This window comes from Nonlabens xiamenensis (assembly GCF_003865345.1).
Classification (GTDB): domain Bacteria; phylum Bacteroidota; class Bacteroidia; order Flavobacteriales; family Flavobacteriaceae; genus Nonlabens; species Nonlabens xiamenensis.
Genome location: NZ_RMVE01000002.1, coordinates 658,526 through 674,166, shown reverse-complemented (window position 1 = coordinate 674,166; position 15,641 = coordinate 658,526). Strand labels below are relative to the sequence as shown.

At 41.3% G+C, this 15,641-nt stretch carries 14 protein-coding genes and 1 tRNA gene; 9 read left to right on the top strand and 6 right to left on the bottom strand.

Annotation, left to right across the window (positions count from 1 at the left end):
• Positions 1 to 7 precede the first annotated feature (7 nt).
• On the bottom strand, positions 8 to 1,078 hold the full coding sequence (locus EGM47_RS08045; RefSeq protein ID WP_124980254.1) for a hypothetical protein: 1,071 nt from the start codon (positions 1,076 to 1,078) through the stop codon (positions 8 to 10).
• A 111-nt stretch (positions 1,079 to 1,189) separates the two neighbouring features.
• Between EGM47_RS08045 and proS the strand changes: the two genes are divergently transcribed.
• From proS to rpsT, 3 genes are all read left to right on the top strand, one after another.
• Positions 1,190 to 2,668, top strand: a complete 1,479-nt coding sequence (proS, locus tag EGM47_RS08040) for a proline--tRNA ligase (RefSeq protein ID WP_124980253.1) — start codon at positions 1,190 to 1,192, stop codon at positions 2,666 to 2,668.
• Positions 2,669 to 2,749: 81 nt separating this feature from the next.
• Positions 2,750 to 2,821: transfer RNA gene (locus EGM47_RS08035), tRNA-Glu, on the top strand.
• 41 nt (positions 2,822 to 2,862) lie between these two features.
• The gene (gene rpsT, locus EGM47_RS08030; RefSeq protein WP_124980252.1) at positions 2,863 to 3,114 is read left to right on the top strand and encodes a 30S ribosomal protein S20; all 252 of its coding nucleotides are present in this window, start codon (positions 2,863 to 2,865) and stop codon (positions 3,112 to 3,114) included.
• A gap of 84 nt (positions 3,115 to 3,198) precedes the next feature.
• Here rpsT and EGM47_RS08025 read toward each other — a convergent pair whose 3' ends face one another.
• The 4 genes from EGM47_RS08025 to EGM47_RS08010 form a co-directional block, all read right to left on the bottom strand.
• A complete protein-coding gene (locus EGM47_RS08025) occupies positions 3,199 to 4,803 on the bottom strand; it encodes a T9SS type A sorting domain-containing protein (protein ID WP_124980251.1) in 1,605 nt (534 codons plus the stop codon).
• Between the two features lie 51 nt (positions 4,804 to 4,854).
• Entirely contained in the window at positions 4,855 to 7,758 is a 2,904-nt protein-coding gene (locus EGM47_RS08020) for a CHAT domain-containing protein (RefSeq protein WP_164510843.1), read from the bottom strand.
• 72 nt (positions 7,759 to 7,830) lie between these two features.
• Positions 7,831 to 8,565 (bottom strand): hypothetical protein, encoded by a 735-nt coding sequence (locus tag EGM47_RS08015; protein ID WP_124980249.1) that lies wholly within the window; start codon positions 8,563 to 8,565, stop codon positions 7,831 to 7,833.
• Positions 8,565 to 9,107 (bottom strand): RNA polymerase sigma factor, encoded by a 543-nt coding sequence (locus tag EGM47_RS08010; protein WP_124980248.1) that lies wholly within the window; start codon positions 9,105 to 9,107, stop codon positions 8,565 to 8,567. The genes EGM47_RS08015 and EGM47_RS08010 overlap by 1 nt, the downstream gene beginning before the upstream one ends.
• A gap of 97 nt (positions 9,108 to 9,204) precedes the next feature.
• On the opposite strand from EGM47_RS08010, the gene EGM47_RS08005 reads away from it, so the two are divergent.
• From EGM47_RS08005 to EGM47_RS07980, 6 genes are all read left to right on the top strand, one after another.
• Positions 9,205 to 10,527 (top strand): OmpA family protein, encoded by a 1,323-nt coding sequence (locus tag EGM47_RS08005; protein WP_124980247.1) that lies wholly within the window; start codon positions 9,205 to 9,207, stop codon positions 10,525 to 10,527.
• A 10-nt stretch (positions 10,528 to 10,537) separates the two neighbouring features.
• Positions 10,538 to 11,743: a hypothetical protein gene (locus EGM47_RS08000; RefSeq protein ID WP_124980246.1), complete on the top strand. Its 1,206-nt coding sequence runs from the start codon at positions 10,538 to 10,540 to the stop codon at positions 11,741 to 11,743.
• A gap of 77 nt (positions 11,744 to 11,820) precedes the next feature.
• Positions 11,821 to 12,312, top strand: coding sequence for a hypothetical protein (locus tag EGM47_RS07995; RefSeq protein ID WP_124980245.1), 492 nt, complete (start codon positions 11,821 to 11,823; stop codon positions 12,310 to 12,312).
• A gap of 25 nt (positions 12,313 to 12,337) precedes the next feature.
• Entirely contained in the window at positions 12,338 to 13,648 is a 1,311-nt protein-coding gene (locus tag EGM47_RS07990; protein ID WP_124980244.1) for a hypothetical protein, read from the top strand.
• 19 nt (positions 13,649 to 13,667) lie between these two features.
• Complete coding sequence (locus tag EGM47_RS07985; RefSeq protein WP_124980243.1) at positions 13,668 to 14,156, top strand: hypothetical protein; 489 nt, start codon at positions 13,668 to 13,670, stop codon at positions 14,154 to 14,156.
• Between the two features lie 16 nt (positions 14,157 to 14,172).
• On the top strand, positions 14,173 to 14,715 hold the full coding sequence (locus tag EGM47_RS07980; protein WP_124980242.1) for a hypothetical protein: 543 nt from the start codon (positions 14,173 to 14,175) through the stop codon (positions 14,713 to 14,715).
• Between the two features lie 186 nt (positions 14,716 to 14,901).
• Here EGM47_RS07980 and EGM47_RS07975 read toward each other — a convergent pair whose 3' ends face one another.
• Positions 14,902 to 15,489 carry a coiled-coil domain-containing protein gene (locus tag EGM47_RS07975; protein WP_124980241.1) on the bottom strand — a complete coding sequence of 196 codons (588 nt, stop codon included), beginning with the start codon at positions 15,487 to 15,489 and terminating at the stop codon, positions 14,902 to 14,904.
• Positions 15,490 to 15,641: the final 152 nt, after the last annotated feature.

Here is a 15,641-nt window from a genome sequence, read left to right as displayed (position 1 = left end):
ATTCTAATTAGCCTCGTCTTCCAGATGATCTACCGCTGCTTCTACCGCCACCACCAGAAGAACGTCCTGATGAGGATCTACTAGAGGATCCTGAACGCATAGATCCAGATGATCTACTAGATCTGGAAGAGCCACTGCGTGCATTGCTGCTGCGACTAGACCTTGAGGGACTTGCTGATCTGCTGCGACTAGATCTTGTTGGACTTACCGATCTACTGCGCGATGAACTGCGACGGGTCGTGGTACTTCTTCTGGTATTCGTTCCATTGGATCGATCATATACACCGCTTCTATTGCGCCCGTAACTGCCAGCTCTATTAACTTGTGAGGATCTCGCACTTCTGGAAGTACTTCTACTGTTCACAGCACTGCGATCATAACGTGTACGTCCATAACGATCTGTGCCGTAAGCATAATTTCTATAATTGCGTGCGTTGTGGTAAGCATATCTGTAACCATTATAAGGGTAAAGATATCCTCCGTAGAAGCCATTATTCCAGCCCCAGGTGTTCCATCCCCAACCAGCATTCCAACCCCAGCCTCCATTCCAGGCCAAGTTATTCCATCCCCATCCGGCATTCCAACCCCATCCAAAGCGATTCCATCTTGGACCATAAAAGCCATTCCAGCCCCAATTGTTCCATCCTAAGCCAGCATTCCAACGCCAGTTGTTCCATCCCCAACCACCATTATAGTAATTGATGTTAATTTCGGAAGGATTAGAACCCCAAGCGGGTTGACCACCTCCATAGGAAGCCGTGTAATCAGGATTCGTTTCATCATAACTGGAAGAGGTGTACGCCTCTACATCCGTAAATACTGTGTCTTGTACAAAGTTGTTTCCATGTTTTTCAGCACCCTGAGCGAAGAGAGATTGGTAATAAGCACTTGAGTTGTCCTCATAGGCTGGCACCTGCTCTTCGTTGTCCTCTACATAAGTTTGTGCAGGGCTGTCGCCGTAAATTCCATCATTATAGGAAACGCTCTCGTAAGAACCACATGAAATAATAAGGGACGTCAGAAGTATTAAAATTCCCCATTGTGATAAATGGGACCGATAAGTGTAAGATATATTCATGACGTTTAATTTTGATAACTTTTATTATAAAAATAAGTAGTTTTGCCTGGCTGATAAAGCTTTTAACAAACTTCTAAATATAGCACAAGTTCTGTGCCATGTTCGATAATTATGGGAAAAAACCTAACGAGTAGAGCAGAAGATTATTCAAAATGGTATAATGAATTGGTTGTCAAGGCCGATTTAGCCGAGAATAGTGCCGTAAGGGGTTGTATGGTAATTAAGCCTTATGGTTTTGCCATTTGGGAAAAAATGCAAGCTGAATTGGACCGTATGTTCAAGGAAACCGGACATCAAAACGCTTATTTTCCATTATTTGTTCCCAAAAGTCTATTTGAAGCAGAGGAGAAGAATGCCGAAGGTTTTGCCAAAGAATGTGCTGTTGTGACCCATTATCGTCTGCAGAATGATCCTGATAAGCCTGGAAAACTGCGGGTGGACCCAGAAGCCAAACTCGAAGAGGAATTGGTCGTGCGACCGACTAGTGAGGCGATCATATGGAATACCTACAAAGGTTGGATTCAATCCTACCGTGATTTACCTTTATTAATCAACCAATGGGCCAATGTGGTGCGCTGGGAAATGCGTACTCGACTGTTCCTGCGTACTGCAGAATTTCTTTGGCAGGAAGGGCATACCGCTCATGCAACCAAAGAGGAAGCAATCCAGGAAGCCGAACTAATGAATGATGTCTACGCAACATTTGTTGAGAATTTTATGGCTATACCAGTCATTAAGGGAATCAAAACCGAAAGTGAACGTTTTGCCGGAGCTGTAGAAACCTATTGTATCGAAGCATTGATGCAGGATGGTAAAGCACTTCAAGCAGGAACCAGTCATTTTTTAGGCCAAAACTTTGCTGAAGCATTTGATGTCAAATTTGCTACCTCAGAAGGCCATCAAGAATATGTTTGGGCTACGTCATGGGGTGTTTCCACAAGATTAATGGGGGCTTTAATTATGACCCATAGCGATGATCAGGGGCTTGTATTGCCTCCTAATTTGGCCCCAAATCAGGTAGTTATAGTTCCTATTTACAAAGGGCAAGATCAATTGGATGAAGTTTCCCAAGCGGCCGAAAAAATTGCTGCAGACCTTAGAGCACAAGGTGTTAGTGTCAAATATGATTCTCGGGACACCTTACGTCCGGGAGCCAAATTTGCCCAGCATGAACTTCAGGGCGTACCTTTACGTATCGCCATAGGTGCAAGAGACCTTGCTAACGGAACAGTCGAATTGGCGCGTAGAGATACCTTAACCAAAGAAACTGTGGCCTTAGATGGACTCCCTAAAAAGGTCAAAGACTTACTTGATGAAATCCAGAAGACATTGCTGCAAAAGGCCATGGACTACAGGGAACAACACATTACAGAGGTCAATAGCTTTGATGAATTTAAAGAAGTCCTGAAAACAAAAGGTGGTTTTATTTCCGCCCACTGGGATGGAACGGCAGCTACAGAAGAGCGCATCAAGGAATTGACCAAAGCAACGATCAGATGTATTCCGATGGATGCAAAAATGGAGGAAGGGAAATGCGTGCTAACGGGTGAAAAGTCGAATAGGCGGGTGCTATTTGCCAAGGCGTATTAATTTTTTTAATTTTTTTTGATTCCTTCTTGGAGAATTGAAAAATGTATGTATTTTTGCATCCGCTAAAACGAACAAATAAATGGCCCGTTCGTCTATCGGCTAGGACGCCAGGTTTTCATCCTGGTAAGAGGGGTTCGATTCCCCTACGGGCTACTAAATAAATCGGTTTCTTTGGAAACCATGTTTAAAAAGATATGGCAAATCACAAAAGTGCTTTAAAGAGAATACGTAGAAATGAGGCGGCACGAGTTAGAAACAAGTACCAGCACAAAACTACACGTAATGCAATCAAAAAGTTGAAGGAGACGGAAGATAAGTCGGCTGCTGAAAAGCTTTTTGTAGAGGTTACCTCTATGATTGACAAGTTGGCTAAGAAAAACGTTATCCACGATAACAAAGCCAGTAACTTGAAGTCTAAACTTGCTAAGCATGTTAATGCTTTGTAAGTCAAAATAACGATTTTAAAAAAAGCCTTTCATTGTTGAAAGGCTTTTTTTATGCATCAATAATTTTAGTAAAAGTCAGTTCCCTTATTCTTTGATTATTTTATAAGAAAGTCGATTTCCCTGATTATTCACCAAAGTGAGCAAGTATATTCCAGGTTTCCATGTCGATAGATCCAACTTCATCAAGGCTCTGGACAGATCTTGACTATGGATTAGTCGACCGTTGATATCTCTTATTTGTAAACTCTGAATGCTGGTGGGTGCCTCTATTTGAAGCCAATCTTTTACCGGATTGGGGTAAATCAGAACAGATTCCTTATGGTTCTCAACATCAGCAGTATTGTTCAAATGATAAACAAAAGAAGCTCCTGTTTCTATTCCTGTAAACATAGCATTCTCGTCAAATTCATCCCTTATCGCACCGACTGCGATCAAATCGCCTGAAATAGCACAAGCGTATCCGAAATCTCCAGAAAAATTGGTGTTGTTGTCATCATAAACTGAGCGCTGTACACTCCGGTCTACTATACCCTGAGCATCAAGCTCAAAATACCATACACTTCCTACCGCTGCTGGAAACTGATTGGTGGGAAAAGGATATCGATCTTTATGTGATCCCACGACCAGCCGGTCATTTTCTAAGTCCATATCCAATCCAAATTTCATATTACCACCTGCGCTGGTTGTTGTGATCTGTTGAGTTTCAGTCCATGTGGATGTTGTGGAATCGAATTTATACAGATACACGAGCCCTTGATCAAACCATGTGGTTGTAGGGGTTTGAATATCCTTTTCAGGAGAGGAAATCGCGAGAAAACTTCCAAATGTACAGATGGTATGCCCAAAAAAGTCACCGACATTTGCATTGGCAGGTAGTAGGCGCTGCTTAAAGTTATAGAAACCCGTGGTGGGATTTTCTTCAAAATAGTAGGCCGCTCCTACATTAGAATTGTTATTTGCATCCATCTCCCTGGCTGCCCCTACGATCAAACGATTCTGATCAAAGTCCAATCCCCATCCAAAACCGGCGCCTGAAACCCGATTCGGTGCGACCAAGGTCTGTTGCAAGGTGAAAAGCCCAGAAGTAGTCGCACGTTTATATACGTGTACCGCACCAGCTGCATTGGTTGTTGTACCCGTAATGGGATCCAGGCTTTGCCAGGGCTCTCCTACGATAAGCGTTCCATTTTGGTAAGAAAAGTCCCTGCCGTAGTAGGCAGTTGATTCTTGGGTTGGGGCTTGTAATTGTTGTAATAATGACCAACTTGAGGTCGATGCGTCATAGGCATAAACAAAAAGGTACCCGGGATCTAATAAATTAGTGGATCCCGAGCTGAAATTCCCGAAAATAGCAGATACAAAAGCCAAATCACCATCGATCTCCACTTCCCAGCCATAGGAAACCTCATTAGGCCTGCCAGGAAAAACCAATTTTTGCTCAAACTGCCATTGGTCATTGACGTCCTTGCGATAGATGTAGGCGGCTCCAGATCGATTGGGGGTAAGTGTACCGTCCAATTGATACCTGTTGTTGCGATCTCCCACGATCATTAAATCTCCAGTAATGTCAATAGCATTGCCGAATTGATGGTCGCCGCTTTGGTCCATAGGTTTGATTTTTTCTACCAAACTCAAGTTTTGGGCCGTCGAGTATACGCAGAAGAATAATAAGATAAACACAAATTTCATGGGTATAGTTTTTACTTGATGTACTCCCTAGCCCAAAGGTTAACAGACGGATCAACTTTTTTTCCGCTTTCGCGAAAGCGCCACCAACAAGATAATACCGACAAGGACAGATAAACCTATAAGAATTAAAACCCAATGAGTTCCATCGTCTACCACTGGTGACGGATCACCGGTAAGAACAAAACCTGCCCAGTAGTAGGGTTGTTTAAATTGCTCTTCTATTTGGCTATCTAGATACTCGGTTTTAGCCATTTTCAGGGCGACGTCTTTGCGTTCCCCATTTTTCAAATGATTGTAAAAGCTCTTCATGATCTGCGAAGTCTCCCGATCGGGAACTCTCCACAAACTGGTAAGTGTGGATCGTGCACCGGCATATTGAAATGCCCGGGATAAACTCATGGACCCCTCGATAGGATCTTTTTTTCCCATCGCTGTATTACAAGCGCTAAGTGTTACCAATTCTGAATCTAAATTAAGACCATAGACTTCCTCTATGTTTAATAGTCCTTCGTTTTCATCACCATTAAAAACTAGTAGGGCCTTATTATCTTTCTCAGAATCCACGATGGCATGCATTGCGAGATGATGCATATTATACTTTGGAGCCAATTGTAAAAAATTTTGTTTAGTTGCTTGTCCTCCTTCAAAATAGTCAGCATCAAACAATTTAGAAATTTCAAGCGCCTCTTCTTGAGCAAATGGTAATGCATAGGCGCCGGATCGAATTCTGGTTCTTAAGGCCAAAGGAGTTTCACCGGTGTAAGAAGGGCTGAATGCAATGGTATTGAGTTGGTCGTGTTGCTTTTTTGTAGAGAATTCGCCTATTAGGCTCTTGCTAACAAAAGGCTTGCTGGTCACCAAATCAAAAGGTAAAGAGGCAAACATACCGTCTGGAATTATACTCAAATACTTACTGGACTTAAAATTTGAGTCTACAATTTGTTTAAGACGATTCAGTAATTCAAATTGGTTGATTTCAAATGAAGAATTAAGACTTATCTGATTTCGAATCTGATGTATGTCGTTTCTTAGCAATGAAGTTTTGCCTAATGAATAAATCAATAGCTTGTCATGATTCATTATTGCCGCGTAGGATAAACTATCCGTTTGATAAATTCTTAAGATATCCGTGTCCTCATCCATTTGGTTGAACACATTAGTAGTTTCGAATAGATTGGTATAATCAGGGAAGATCTTTTTCAGTACTTTTTTGGAGTTTAGTAATTTAAGATTGACAGATGCTAGAGAATCTGAAATCTTTTGTTGACCATCACTTGAATTGAATTGCTTTTCAAGCAAAAAGTTCCGTCTTACCTCTAATTCGCGAATTTCTGCAAGCCTATGTTCCCAGTTTTCTGTATTAAAGTTGTGCCGAAGAAACCTTTTAAAGTCTACTTGTTTAGTAATCAATTTCTCAAGATTTAGCAGACTTGTAAGTTTCTCATCATGAGTCCATGGTACTTTTGATTCTGCCATTAAGGTTAAAAGCGAAGATTTTATTTCAGCGATTAATTGTAATTCGTGATTCTCTGGGATTTTGAAGGCTCGATAGTCATTAATTACTGTGATGGCGTTGTTTAATAGTTGGCGATGGGCATTTGCTGTTTGTTCATGGAAGGGTGACTCCTGAAAATGCTGGACGACTTTCAATATTCTTTTCACCTTATTCAAGTCGTTGATCACCAGTGATGTGGAATCGGCAGTCAGCCAGGGTTTGATCGAGTGAATGGCCCCTTGAAGATCTTTCTTGGAAAGGTTTAATTTTTGTTCGAGGACTTTTATATTTTCTAGGTGATTCAAATCATTCCACAACTTTGCATTTTTTTTATATGCTACCAAAAGAGAATCTGCCTTGGCTAGTTTGCCCAGGTCTATATACCTGTTTACTCGCCTTTGCAATATTCCGTTGGTATTACTGATACTGGTTTCTGGATACTTCTGGCTATAATATTGTGCTTTGGATAGTAGGTCTTCCAAGTGCATATTGTTGGCATCTACCTGTTGAGTAAGGTCATAAATCTTCTCGTGGGCTATTTGAACATAATTTGTGGCAACGCGATGATCAACGGTATTTACTTCGGATTCGTAGTTATTGTATATGGAAATCATATTATCCAATTCTGCGAGTGCCAAAGCCAAGTTGTTGTTGGCAGCATGTAATTTTAACTGGCTGTATTTATAGGTGATCTGATCTGAAAAATTGTTTTTATCCTGTAAATTTTCCATCATTTTGAGAGAAAGATCAGCCTCTCGGAGTTTGCCCGAAAGCAATTCTTTCTGAAATATTTTAGTGATTAAATCAAAGCTTTGGGATTTGATGAATTGTGTTTCTGGATGAAGTTCAATAGAGGATTTAATGTGGGCCAACTCGTTGGTGAATCCGTCAAAGTTTTCAAGGATATCGTGCAGTCTGAATTCCAAATTCAATACAGCAATACGGCCAGACTTCAGATATTGAAGGTCTTCCTCACTCAAGATTTCTTTATTAATTTGGCTGTAGATCTGCTTGGCGTTTTTAAGGTAAAAATTTTGAGCCATAGCATAATGCCCGGATTGACTCACTGCATCTGCTGCATTAAAATTCATTTCCATAAGTAAAATAGAATCTGGAGCCTTGCGATTGGCATATGATTTTGCAAAAGAAGTGTACGTTTCACGCCACAATTCATCATCGCTTTGCACCATGTCAAGGGTGTCATAATACCAGCCCATGATGGTATTTTCAGAAGCGCTGGTATCCTTTGGAATTGCGGCCGCGATATGCTTTATCAGTTCTTTTGCCTCCTGAAACTTTTTAGCTTTAGAGGTAGAATCGAGGACTACTAATAGACTATCCACAGAATGTTTGATCTCGAATTCTTGATGATCCCTTAATTTGATGGATGGTTGATCTGTTGGCGTACTGTCTTTACAGCTGATGCATACTGATCCCATCAACAAAAGAATTAGGGCCATGCCAGATATTCTTTGCCATCTGAAGAGGAAGGGGTTTATTTGTCTTAATTTCAATAGGTTCATAAGGACCAATCATTTATCCTGGATCTCCTTTAGTAAGATGGCTGCATTTTTGTAGTTATAGCTAGCGCTAGAAACAATCTCTTTCAACAAGTGTCTGGACATTTCCACTTGTCCATTTTTCAAATAAGACAGCGCTAGATACCATCTCGACCTGGCGTAAAAATCATCTTGAAGTTGTTGATGTTCTTTGTAGAGCTTGATGGCATTTTCCAAATCTTCGTTCCCTAAGGCTGAATTGGCCTGATAAAACAAATAAATCCCTTGTGAATCCTTGCTGTATAGTTCACCCAACTGCTCATAAGCCAAATCGTATTTCTTTAATTCATAATTATAAAAGGCACGACTGACCAGATCGTCTTTAAGGTTATCTCCGCGTTCTATACTCGTTACCACATTTCGGTATGGCTCGTAATACGCATCATATAATTCTTGATTAGAGCTACCCAAATCAAAGAACACCAAAAATAATACAGCGGCAGCTGATGCTGCCATCAATGGCCACAACCAGCGAACTTTATCACCGGGCGTCTGATCTGAGGAAGACTGGGTCTTATTTTCTAAGTCCTGAAACATTTCCTTGAGTTCGGCACTCTTGTTTTTGATGAGCGCAGCATGCACCTCCTTGGCTTCGTCCCAGTCTCGCCTAAAATCAGCATCCGTTTTTAATAAGCGCTCAGCTTCGGCTTGCTCTTCGTCCTTGGCTGTACCCAGTATTAATTTCTGTATGAGTTCGTCTTTTTCCATTAGCTTTTTTCTACGAGTTCGCGCAATTGCTTCATACATCTGCTTTTCTGAGCCTTGACCGTATTTTCATTGGTGTATGATTCGGCTTGAACGATTTCTTTGATACTCAATCCTTGCAAATAAAACAACTCGATCAGATTCCTGCATCGTTTTCCTAGGTCCAGAAGCGCTTGTTGCATCCGGTTTTGTTTTTCGGTAGAAAGACCTTCTTCAATAAACGGATCTATCTGCTGTTCGTTAATGCTCGTTATCTCTTCTAGGTTAACAGTTTTCTGTTGCTTTTTGAAATATTCCAGCATTTTCAACTTGGCAATACCAAATATGTAGGTCTTTAAACTACTGGTGAGTACGGTCAATTTTCCAGAGGCAGCATTTTCAAACAGCGCGATAAAGGATTGTTGGTATATCTCTACGGCATCGTCGGTCGCTATGCCGCGCTTGTGAGCAAATCCCAGAAACTCTTGTTGGTAGAGTAGGTACTGTTCTTCAAAAAACCGTCGATCACCTTTTTTAAGCAGATGGATGACCTCTTGTTTATTCATGGGCAGTTGGTTACTGGTTTAAAGATACATTTTTTAGGAACATGTTAACCTTTTCTGGATCGCTCCCATCAATCTACAAATCCAAAGAATCAAAATCATGAATAAATGTACTTCCATCCTGACTTTGTTATTCATTTTAAGTATGACAACTGCACAGGCACAACTCTTTAAGAACTTAAAGGACAAGGTGAACAAAAAAATCAAACAAACCGAAAAGAAAATTGAAGATAAAGTAGATCGCGGTGTGGACGACTTGCTTTTTGGGCAAGATTCTGTTCCAGCCGATGCTGGTGAGGACTACCCTGGAATGATGTCCAACGATTCCTCAACCTCAGATGCAGAGGGAAGTATGATGAGCACAGGTGACGCTGCTTCAAGTTTTCAAGCTTACTCAACCTCTGATTTTACACCAGGCAACCGATTAGTGTATTTTGAAAATTTTGAGCAAACTGCAATTGGCGATTTTCCCAGTCATTGGAATACCAATGCAGGGGCAGAGGTGGTATCTCTTAGCGAGGTGCCAGGTAAGTGGTTGCGATTAGGTAATGGGGAAAAAACACTAGTGGCTGAACCTATCGCCAAGCAATGGCAGGACGATTTTACCCTGGAATTTGATATCATCTATGATTTTCCAGTAGATCAATATGCTTTTGCGCGTCATTTTGATGTCATTCTAAGCGATCTGGATGATCCCAATGCTTACATCAGCAGACCTTATAAAGGAAAAGCGTACACTTATTTGCGCGTAGGTTTAGGCTCTGGAAGCGGAAAAGGGGCTATCCTGTATAAGAAAACTACGAATAAGCAATGGGATGCTCGTGCTTTGACGCCACACCCTGTATTGGCCAATAAGACTGCAGTGGCTGGCGCGGTCAACCACATCTCTATCGTAAAAAAAGGAGAGCGGCTCAAGATGTATATCAACAAAGACAAAGTGTTGGATATCATCAAAGCCATTGATCCTACAGTCACCTACCGTACTCTGAGATTTGCCTCAAAAATTAGTCCAGCTGATCAACATTTTTATATCAGCAATATCAAATATGCTTGTGAGGTGGACATCCCGCAAAGTCTATTTGATGATGGCCGTTATCAAGCACATGGGATCACGTTTGATACCAATAGCAGTAAAGTGCAGCCACAATCTTATGCGACGATTAAAACCATCGCTCAAGCCATGGAAAAGACCAGCCGAAATTATCAATTGGTGGGACATACAGATCAGGATGGCGATGCAGCTATGAATCTGTCGCTTTCGCGAAAGCGGGCAGAGGCGGTCAGCCAATTGTTGCAAGAACATTTTGGAATTGCTGCCCACCGATTATCAACGGAAGGCGTGGGGTCATCACAACCTTTGTCCAATTCACAAGATGCGACAGCAAAAGCCTTGAACCGTCGGGTGGAAATCATCGAATTATAAATCAAAACAAATGAAAACTATTAGATCATTACTCCTACTGCTCGCCAGTTCATGGATAACCCATGCATTTGCCACAGATGCCATACAACTGCAGACAGGAATCTACAATACAACCCATGGAGAGGTACATCTCATCAAATCCAGATCAGGAAAAAAAGCGGTGGGGCTTTACCAAAAACGAGGCCATATGTTGCTGAATAGCTTTAGCATAAGCGACAGGGGAACCATCCTTGCTGGTGATTTTTCTAACGGTACAAGCACGGGCAAACTGGCCCTAGAAAATCATACGTCCCAATCGTGGAAAGGAGATTGGCAATGGGATACCACTCCTGGCGTGCGCAATTGGGATGGAGATTGGGATGGCACCTTGAGAACGACCACCAAGCCGGGCGGCATGGAAATGTGGAAAACTTATCGCACCTCACTAGGCGATATGGATTTGATCCAAAATGCCGCTGGGAAGGTAGGCGGATTCTTATACTACAATGGCAAGGAGTATTATGTATATGGTGTATTTGGTGGATATAACAGTCTTGAATTCAATGCCAGAATTGCGTCGAGTGAAGATGAACTGGAAACCAGCGGCGAATTTGATATCAGGATGAGTTGGGATCGTGGATTATACGGGCGTATTACCGTTAATGGAATCACCTACCTGAATCAGCGTGGCGCTGAGGTCAAGTCACCATTAAAAATCACTTTACAGAGTATTACCAACTACGAAAACCGAGGAATTGGTCAAGGCGAACTCGGCAAGATCAAGATTGATATGGCCTTACATGACGAAAAAGGTCACCAGTTTTCCCACAATTTGTATGAGGATACCAATAACAGAAACTATGTACAGGGAGATAATTACCCAGTCAATACAATCATACCTGTGGATTTGTTGCATGCCTATCAACCTGTGGGTTACTATTCCAATACCATGCTCAATTTGAGTTTTATACACGATCGGGCCAGAACCCTATCCAATGCCAGAGACAGATTAGTAAAGGAAGCGGTTCCTATGAAACCTATTATGCAATACCTGACTTATCAGCTTTCTGCAGCTCAATTTGCCAATGCCTCGGATGGGCGCAAGGTGGTGCCAGGCACTAGTCACACCTTTTGGCTGAGTGAATCCAATGGTTCCCGTAAAGTGCGCGGATACGCTTTTATCAAATATGGAGACAACGATAAATGGGCTTATTTCTACACCATCGAGTTGAATTAATAGCCATGCATGGATCAGTTATGCGCTTTCGCGAAAGCGATATCATCAACAAATCATTTAAACAAAAATCTACTATTATGAAACGAACTTTCTCATTTCATCTGCTCCTCGCGTTGTCGATAATGGCACTCCTATGCTCATTCAGTAATGATGATGATGCAGGGCTCTCAGGACCGCAAATAAGTTTGCTGCTGGCCAAATCTGGAGCCACCGATACCTTTGACCTTTTCACGAACGGTCGGATAATCCCGCTGGAAAATATCGGTGAGCACTATACTACCTCGCTGGCCAGTGACAACAACTCCCTTTATACAGCAGGATATTATAGAAACGCTGCAGAATGGAATGGAGTAAACTGGGTGGATGGAGACGCTTTGACCTTTCCATCGACCACCATCAGAACATATACCACAGATAATACAGTCAGTGCTTGTATTCATTTCATCACTGGTCGTAAGGTCTTACCTGGTACAGGAATCAGCGCTTATGTATGGAAAAATCGCGAAATCCTAGATCTACCTCTTATTGAAGATTATAACTACCTGATCGACGTGAATATAAGGCATTAATCAACTACTTAAAAAACAAAAAATCATGAAAAGAAAACAAATCTATAGCATCATACTAGCCCTATTTATGGGTGTATGCTGTCAAGCTAGCGTCAAACATCCAAAGGTGCTTTATGCAATTGATGAATGTGGAGAAGAAGGGATAGCCGTCAACTGGACGGGAACCTATGATACTACTTTTGGTCAGGTCATTCTAAAGCAGAAAAAAAAATATATCGTAGGTACTTATCGGGACTTGGGTGCTATCAGGTCCTTAAGCGTGAATGGTTCCGATCTTTTTATAGAATTTGATAACAAGGGGACTACCGGATACGCCAAGTGGACCAAAACTTCCAATGGTTTTCAAGGGAAGTGGGGCTGGAACAACAGCATGAACCAGGGGGCTTGGAACGGTAAAAAGGTGCCAGATGCTGCACAAAATTATATCAAGGGGATGTGGTCTACGCCATACGGTAACCTTGATTTTATTCATAGCAAGACTGGAGTCATGGTGGCTCACTATGGAGAAAAAGGAGGTATGCTATGGGGCAACATTAACAACAATACAAAAATTTTTAAAGGAAAATACTGTAGCAATAAGGGCGGTCGTATCAAGACCTGTTCTTTTATTTTCAGTAACTATGATTTTAAAGGCAAGTTTGAAGACCGAGAATACGGCAGCTGGAACGGAACACGCATACGTGAAAACAGCCATTCGTCCAATGGTCAGCAAGGACAAGCGACTACTGCCCCTAAACCTTTAAAGATTAAAGTCACCATGAACAGTGTGAAATGCAATCGCGCTGATAACATCAGGGGCTTTGAATATGGTAAATTGTCATTGGACAACAGGATATTTGAAGGTCTTACTGCTTATCAGTTCACCCAAAAGAAATATGGTCGTGATCTATCTAGTCCAACGGCGGTGATGAATGATGACTGGGGTGATCGTCAAACCTTACACAATTCTGGTAAAAGGCGATTTGCCGAAGGCGTATCGGTAGAATTAGGGGAATGGGGAATTTACACCATAGAAAGAAGCAAAGTCGATAGGGACAAAATGGAGTGGGTCAATGGATTTCATTTTTCAGAAGGTGCTCTTAAAGATGCCATTTTTGTGGATCGATCGCTCAATTTAAAAGAGATTGTCAAATTTTTAGAGGGCAAAACCAATGCCAGCGATTATCCATTGGCTTCCGGAAATAGCGGTCGTCGTAAATTCCCTAATTCGCCAGACTACTTTCGGCTAGAGACTTCAGGTGGGAAACGTTACGTAAGAGGTTATGGTGATTTAATTGATCCTAAGAAGGGTAAAATTCGATTTGGGTACCACTACACCATTGAACTTGTTGACTAATCTTTACATTTTATCAAACATGAAAAATATCATTCCGATTATTACCTTTCTATGTATTTCTCAGATGTGGGCACAAAAAGTTGATGGGCGTCTGTCCATTGATCAATTGAGGGAAATCAAGATCGAACTCAAAAATGCCAATGCAGTAGATTTATTCAAGCAATTTAAAGAAGGTAAACATCAAATTGTTTTCACTTTTAAAGCAGAAGGCCTAGCCATAGACAATCAAAAGAGGCAAGTTGCACTTGTTGAATTTGAAACCCAAGTATACAAGAACGGCAAACTCATTGGGTTTAGGAAGCGAGCCCCTATGCCTTTCTTTCCTGGGGAAATGCTGGAGCCTGTTGAGACCTTTGATATCATCAATTTGCTCATGAAAGCAGGTACATCCAGTAAATCATCCTATCCAGGTCAACTAGCGTCTGGTCACTATGAAATCAAAATCCTGGCAAGGACGATAGACGCGGTGGGTGAGATTGCTCCAGCAAGCCTTGTTGTTCATATTTAATCAAACAATAAAACTTATGAAATTTACAATTGCCTTAATTTGTTTGGTACTGATAAGCTGCCAGCAAAACCTAAACAAAGCCTCAGATACGAAAAGTTCTGAGATCAACAGATCAATCAGCTATGGAGATGTCATGCGCAAAGTAGAAAATATGCCTTCAACCTGTGATATCCTGACCCTAGATAACTTGGAAAAATGGTATGGTTCTGATGCTATTCAACTGATGTCAAAACCTAACAGTATGGGACTTGAAAACAGTTGCAACGTGGCCTTTTTTGTCGGTGGTAAAAACACCAATGTAGGCATTTATCTACAGGATTTTAAGGACCAAATTGCCTTAAAAGAGGAATTGTCTAGGCACCTATCTCAAGATATGGAACGAATTGATGGACTTGGTAATATCGCTTTTTGGTTACATTCCCCTGGAATACAAGAGGCTTTGATCGTATTCAGCGACGGTGTGAAAATAAGTGTTTCCTTTCCAGCCAGGGATTTTCTTACCCAAGAGCAGCATAGGGAAGTAGGCCTTAGTTTGATGCGGGCATATTTGCAGTCCTAGACCTTAGTTCCTAATCCTAAAGATGGATTGATTTAAAAAAGGGGCTGTCTATCCAACAAATTGGGTGTTTAAATTGCGTCTGTCAAAGCTGTAAACTCTTTGTTTGTAGCACAAATTAAACAAGCTCAGACGGGCGACACTGGTATTTGTGAGATTTTGAGATAGCCTCTTTTTCTTTATGGGTTTTTAATCATTTTTCAGCCTGGCGAGCTTATTGCGCTCGTCTTGCAGCTGACGTCCCAAGCGTTGTTCCTTTTCAATGGATTTACGTCTGAGGTCTTCCAGTTCCTCTTCAGTGCTTTTGAGTTGCTTGTTGGCCGCCTTAGTGACTGCATTACTGTTTTTAAATCGCAAGGTCATTAAGACAAATAAAAAGGCCAGTATTCCAACAATGGACCAAACTATGGTATTGTATACGGTTTTATTGGTCTGGATGCCTAAAAAATTCATGCTATCCTTTTCGGCATTGACATTGGTCAATTCTTCATTTACAGAGGCCAATTCCTGGTCCAATTGCTCTATCCTGGTGTCCTTGGTGTCAATAGACTGCTCCAAATTGTCAATATTTTGGTTCAGTTGCTGGATATGGTCATTGGTATTTTTTCTTAAGGTATTTAAGGCTGTGCGTTTGACGACTTTGTATTCTTGAAAATCGTTAGAAGACTCAATGACTTCCTTAAATTGGTTGTCTATTTTATTCTTGTCGGATGTTGCGTCCTGGGCTTGGGAAAAGAAGCCGAAAAGACAGATAATGATGATATATAAATTTTTCATAAGTAAGGGATTCGTAGGCAAACGACGGAAATTTATCCTCATTGTATGCCGAATTCTTTAAATCATGTTAAAAACGGTTTTGGAGATAGTTGATGATAACTCCGTGCAAATTTAAGAAAGCTGGTTAAACAAGCTGAGATAATCTGTAAATA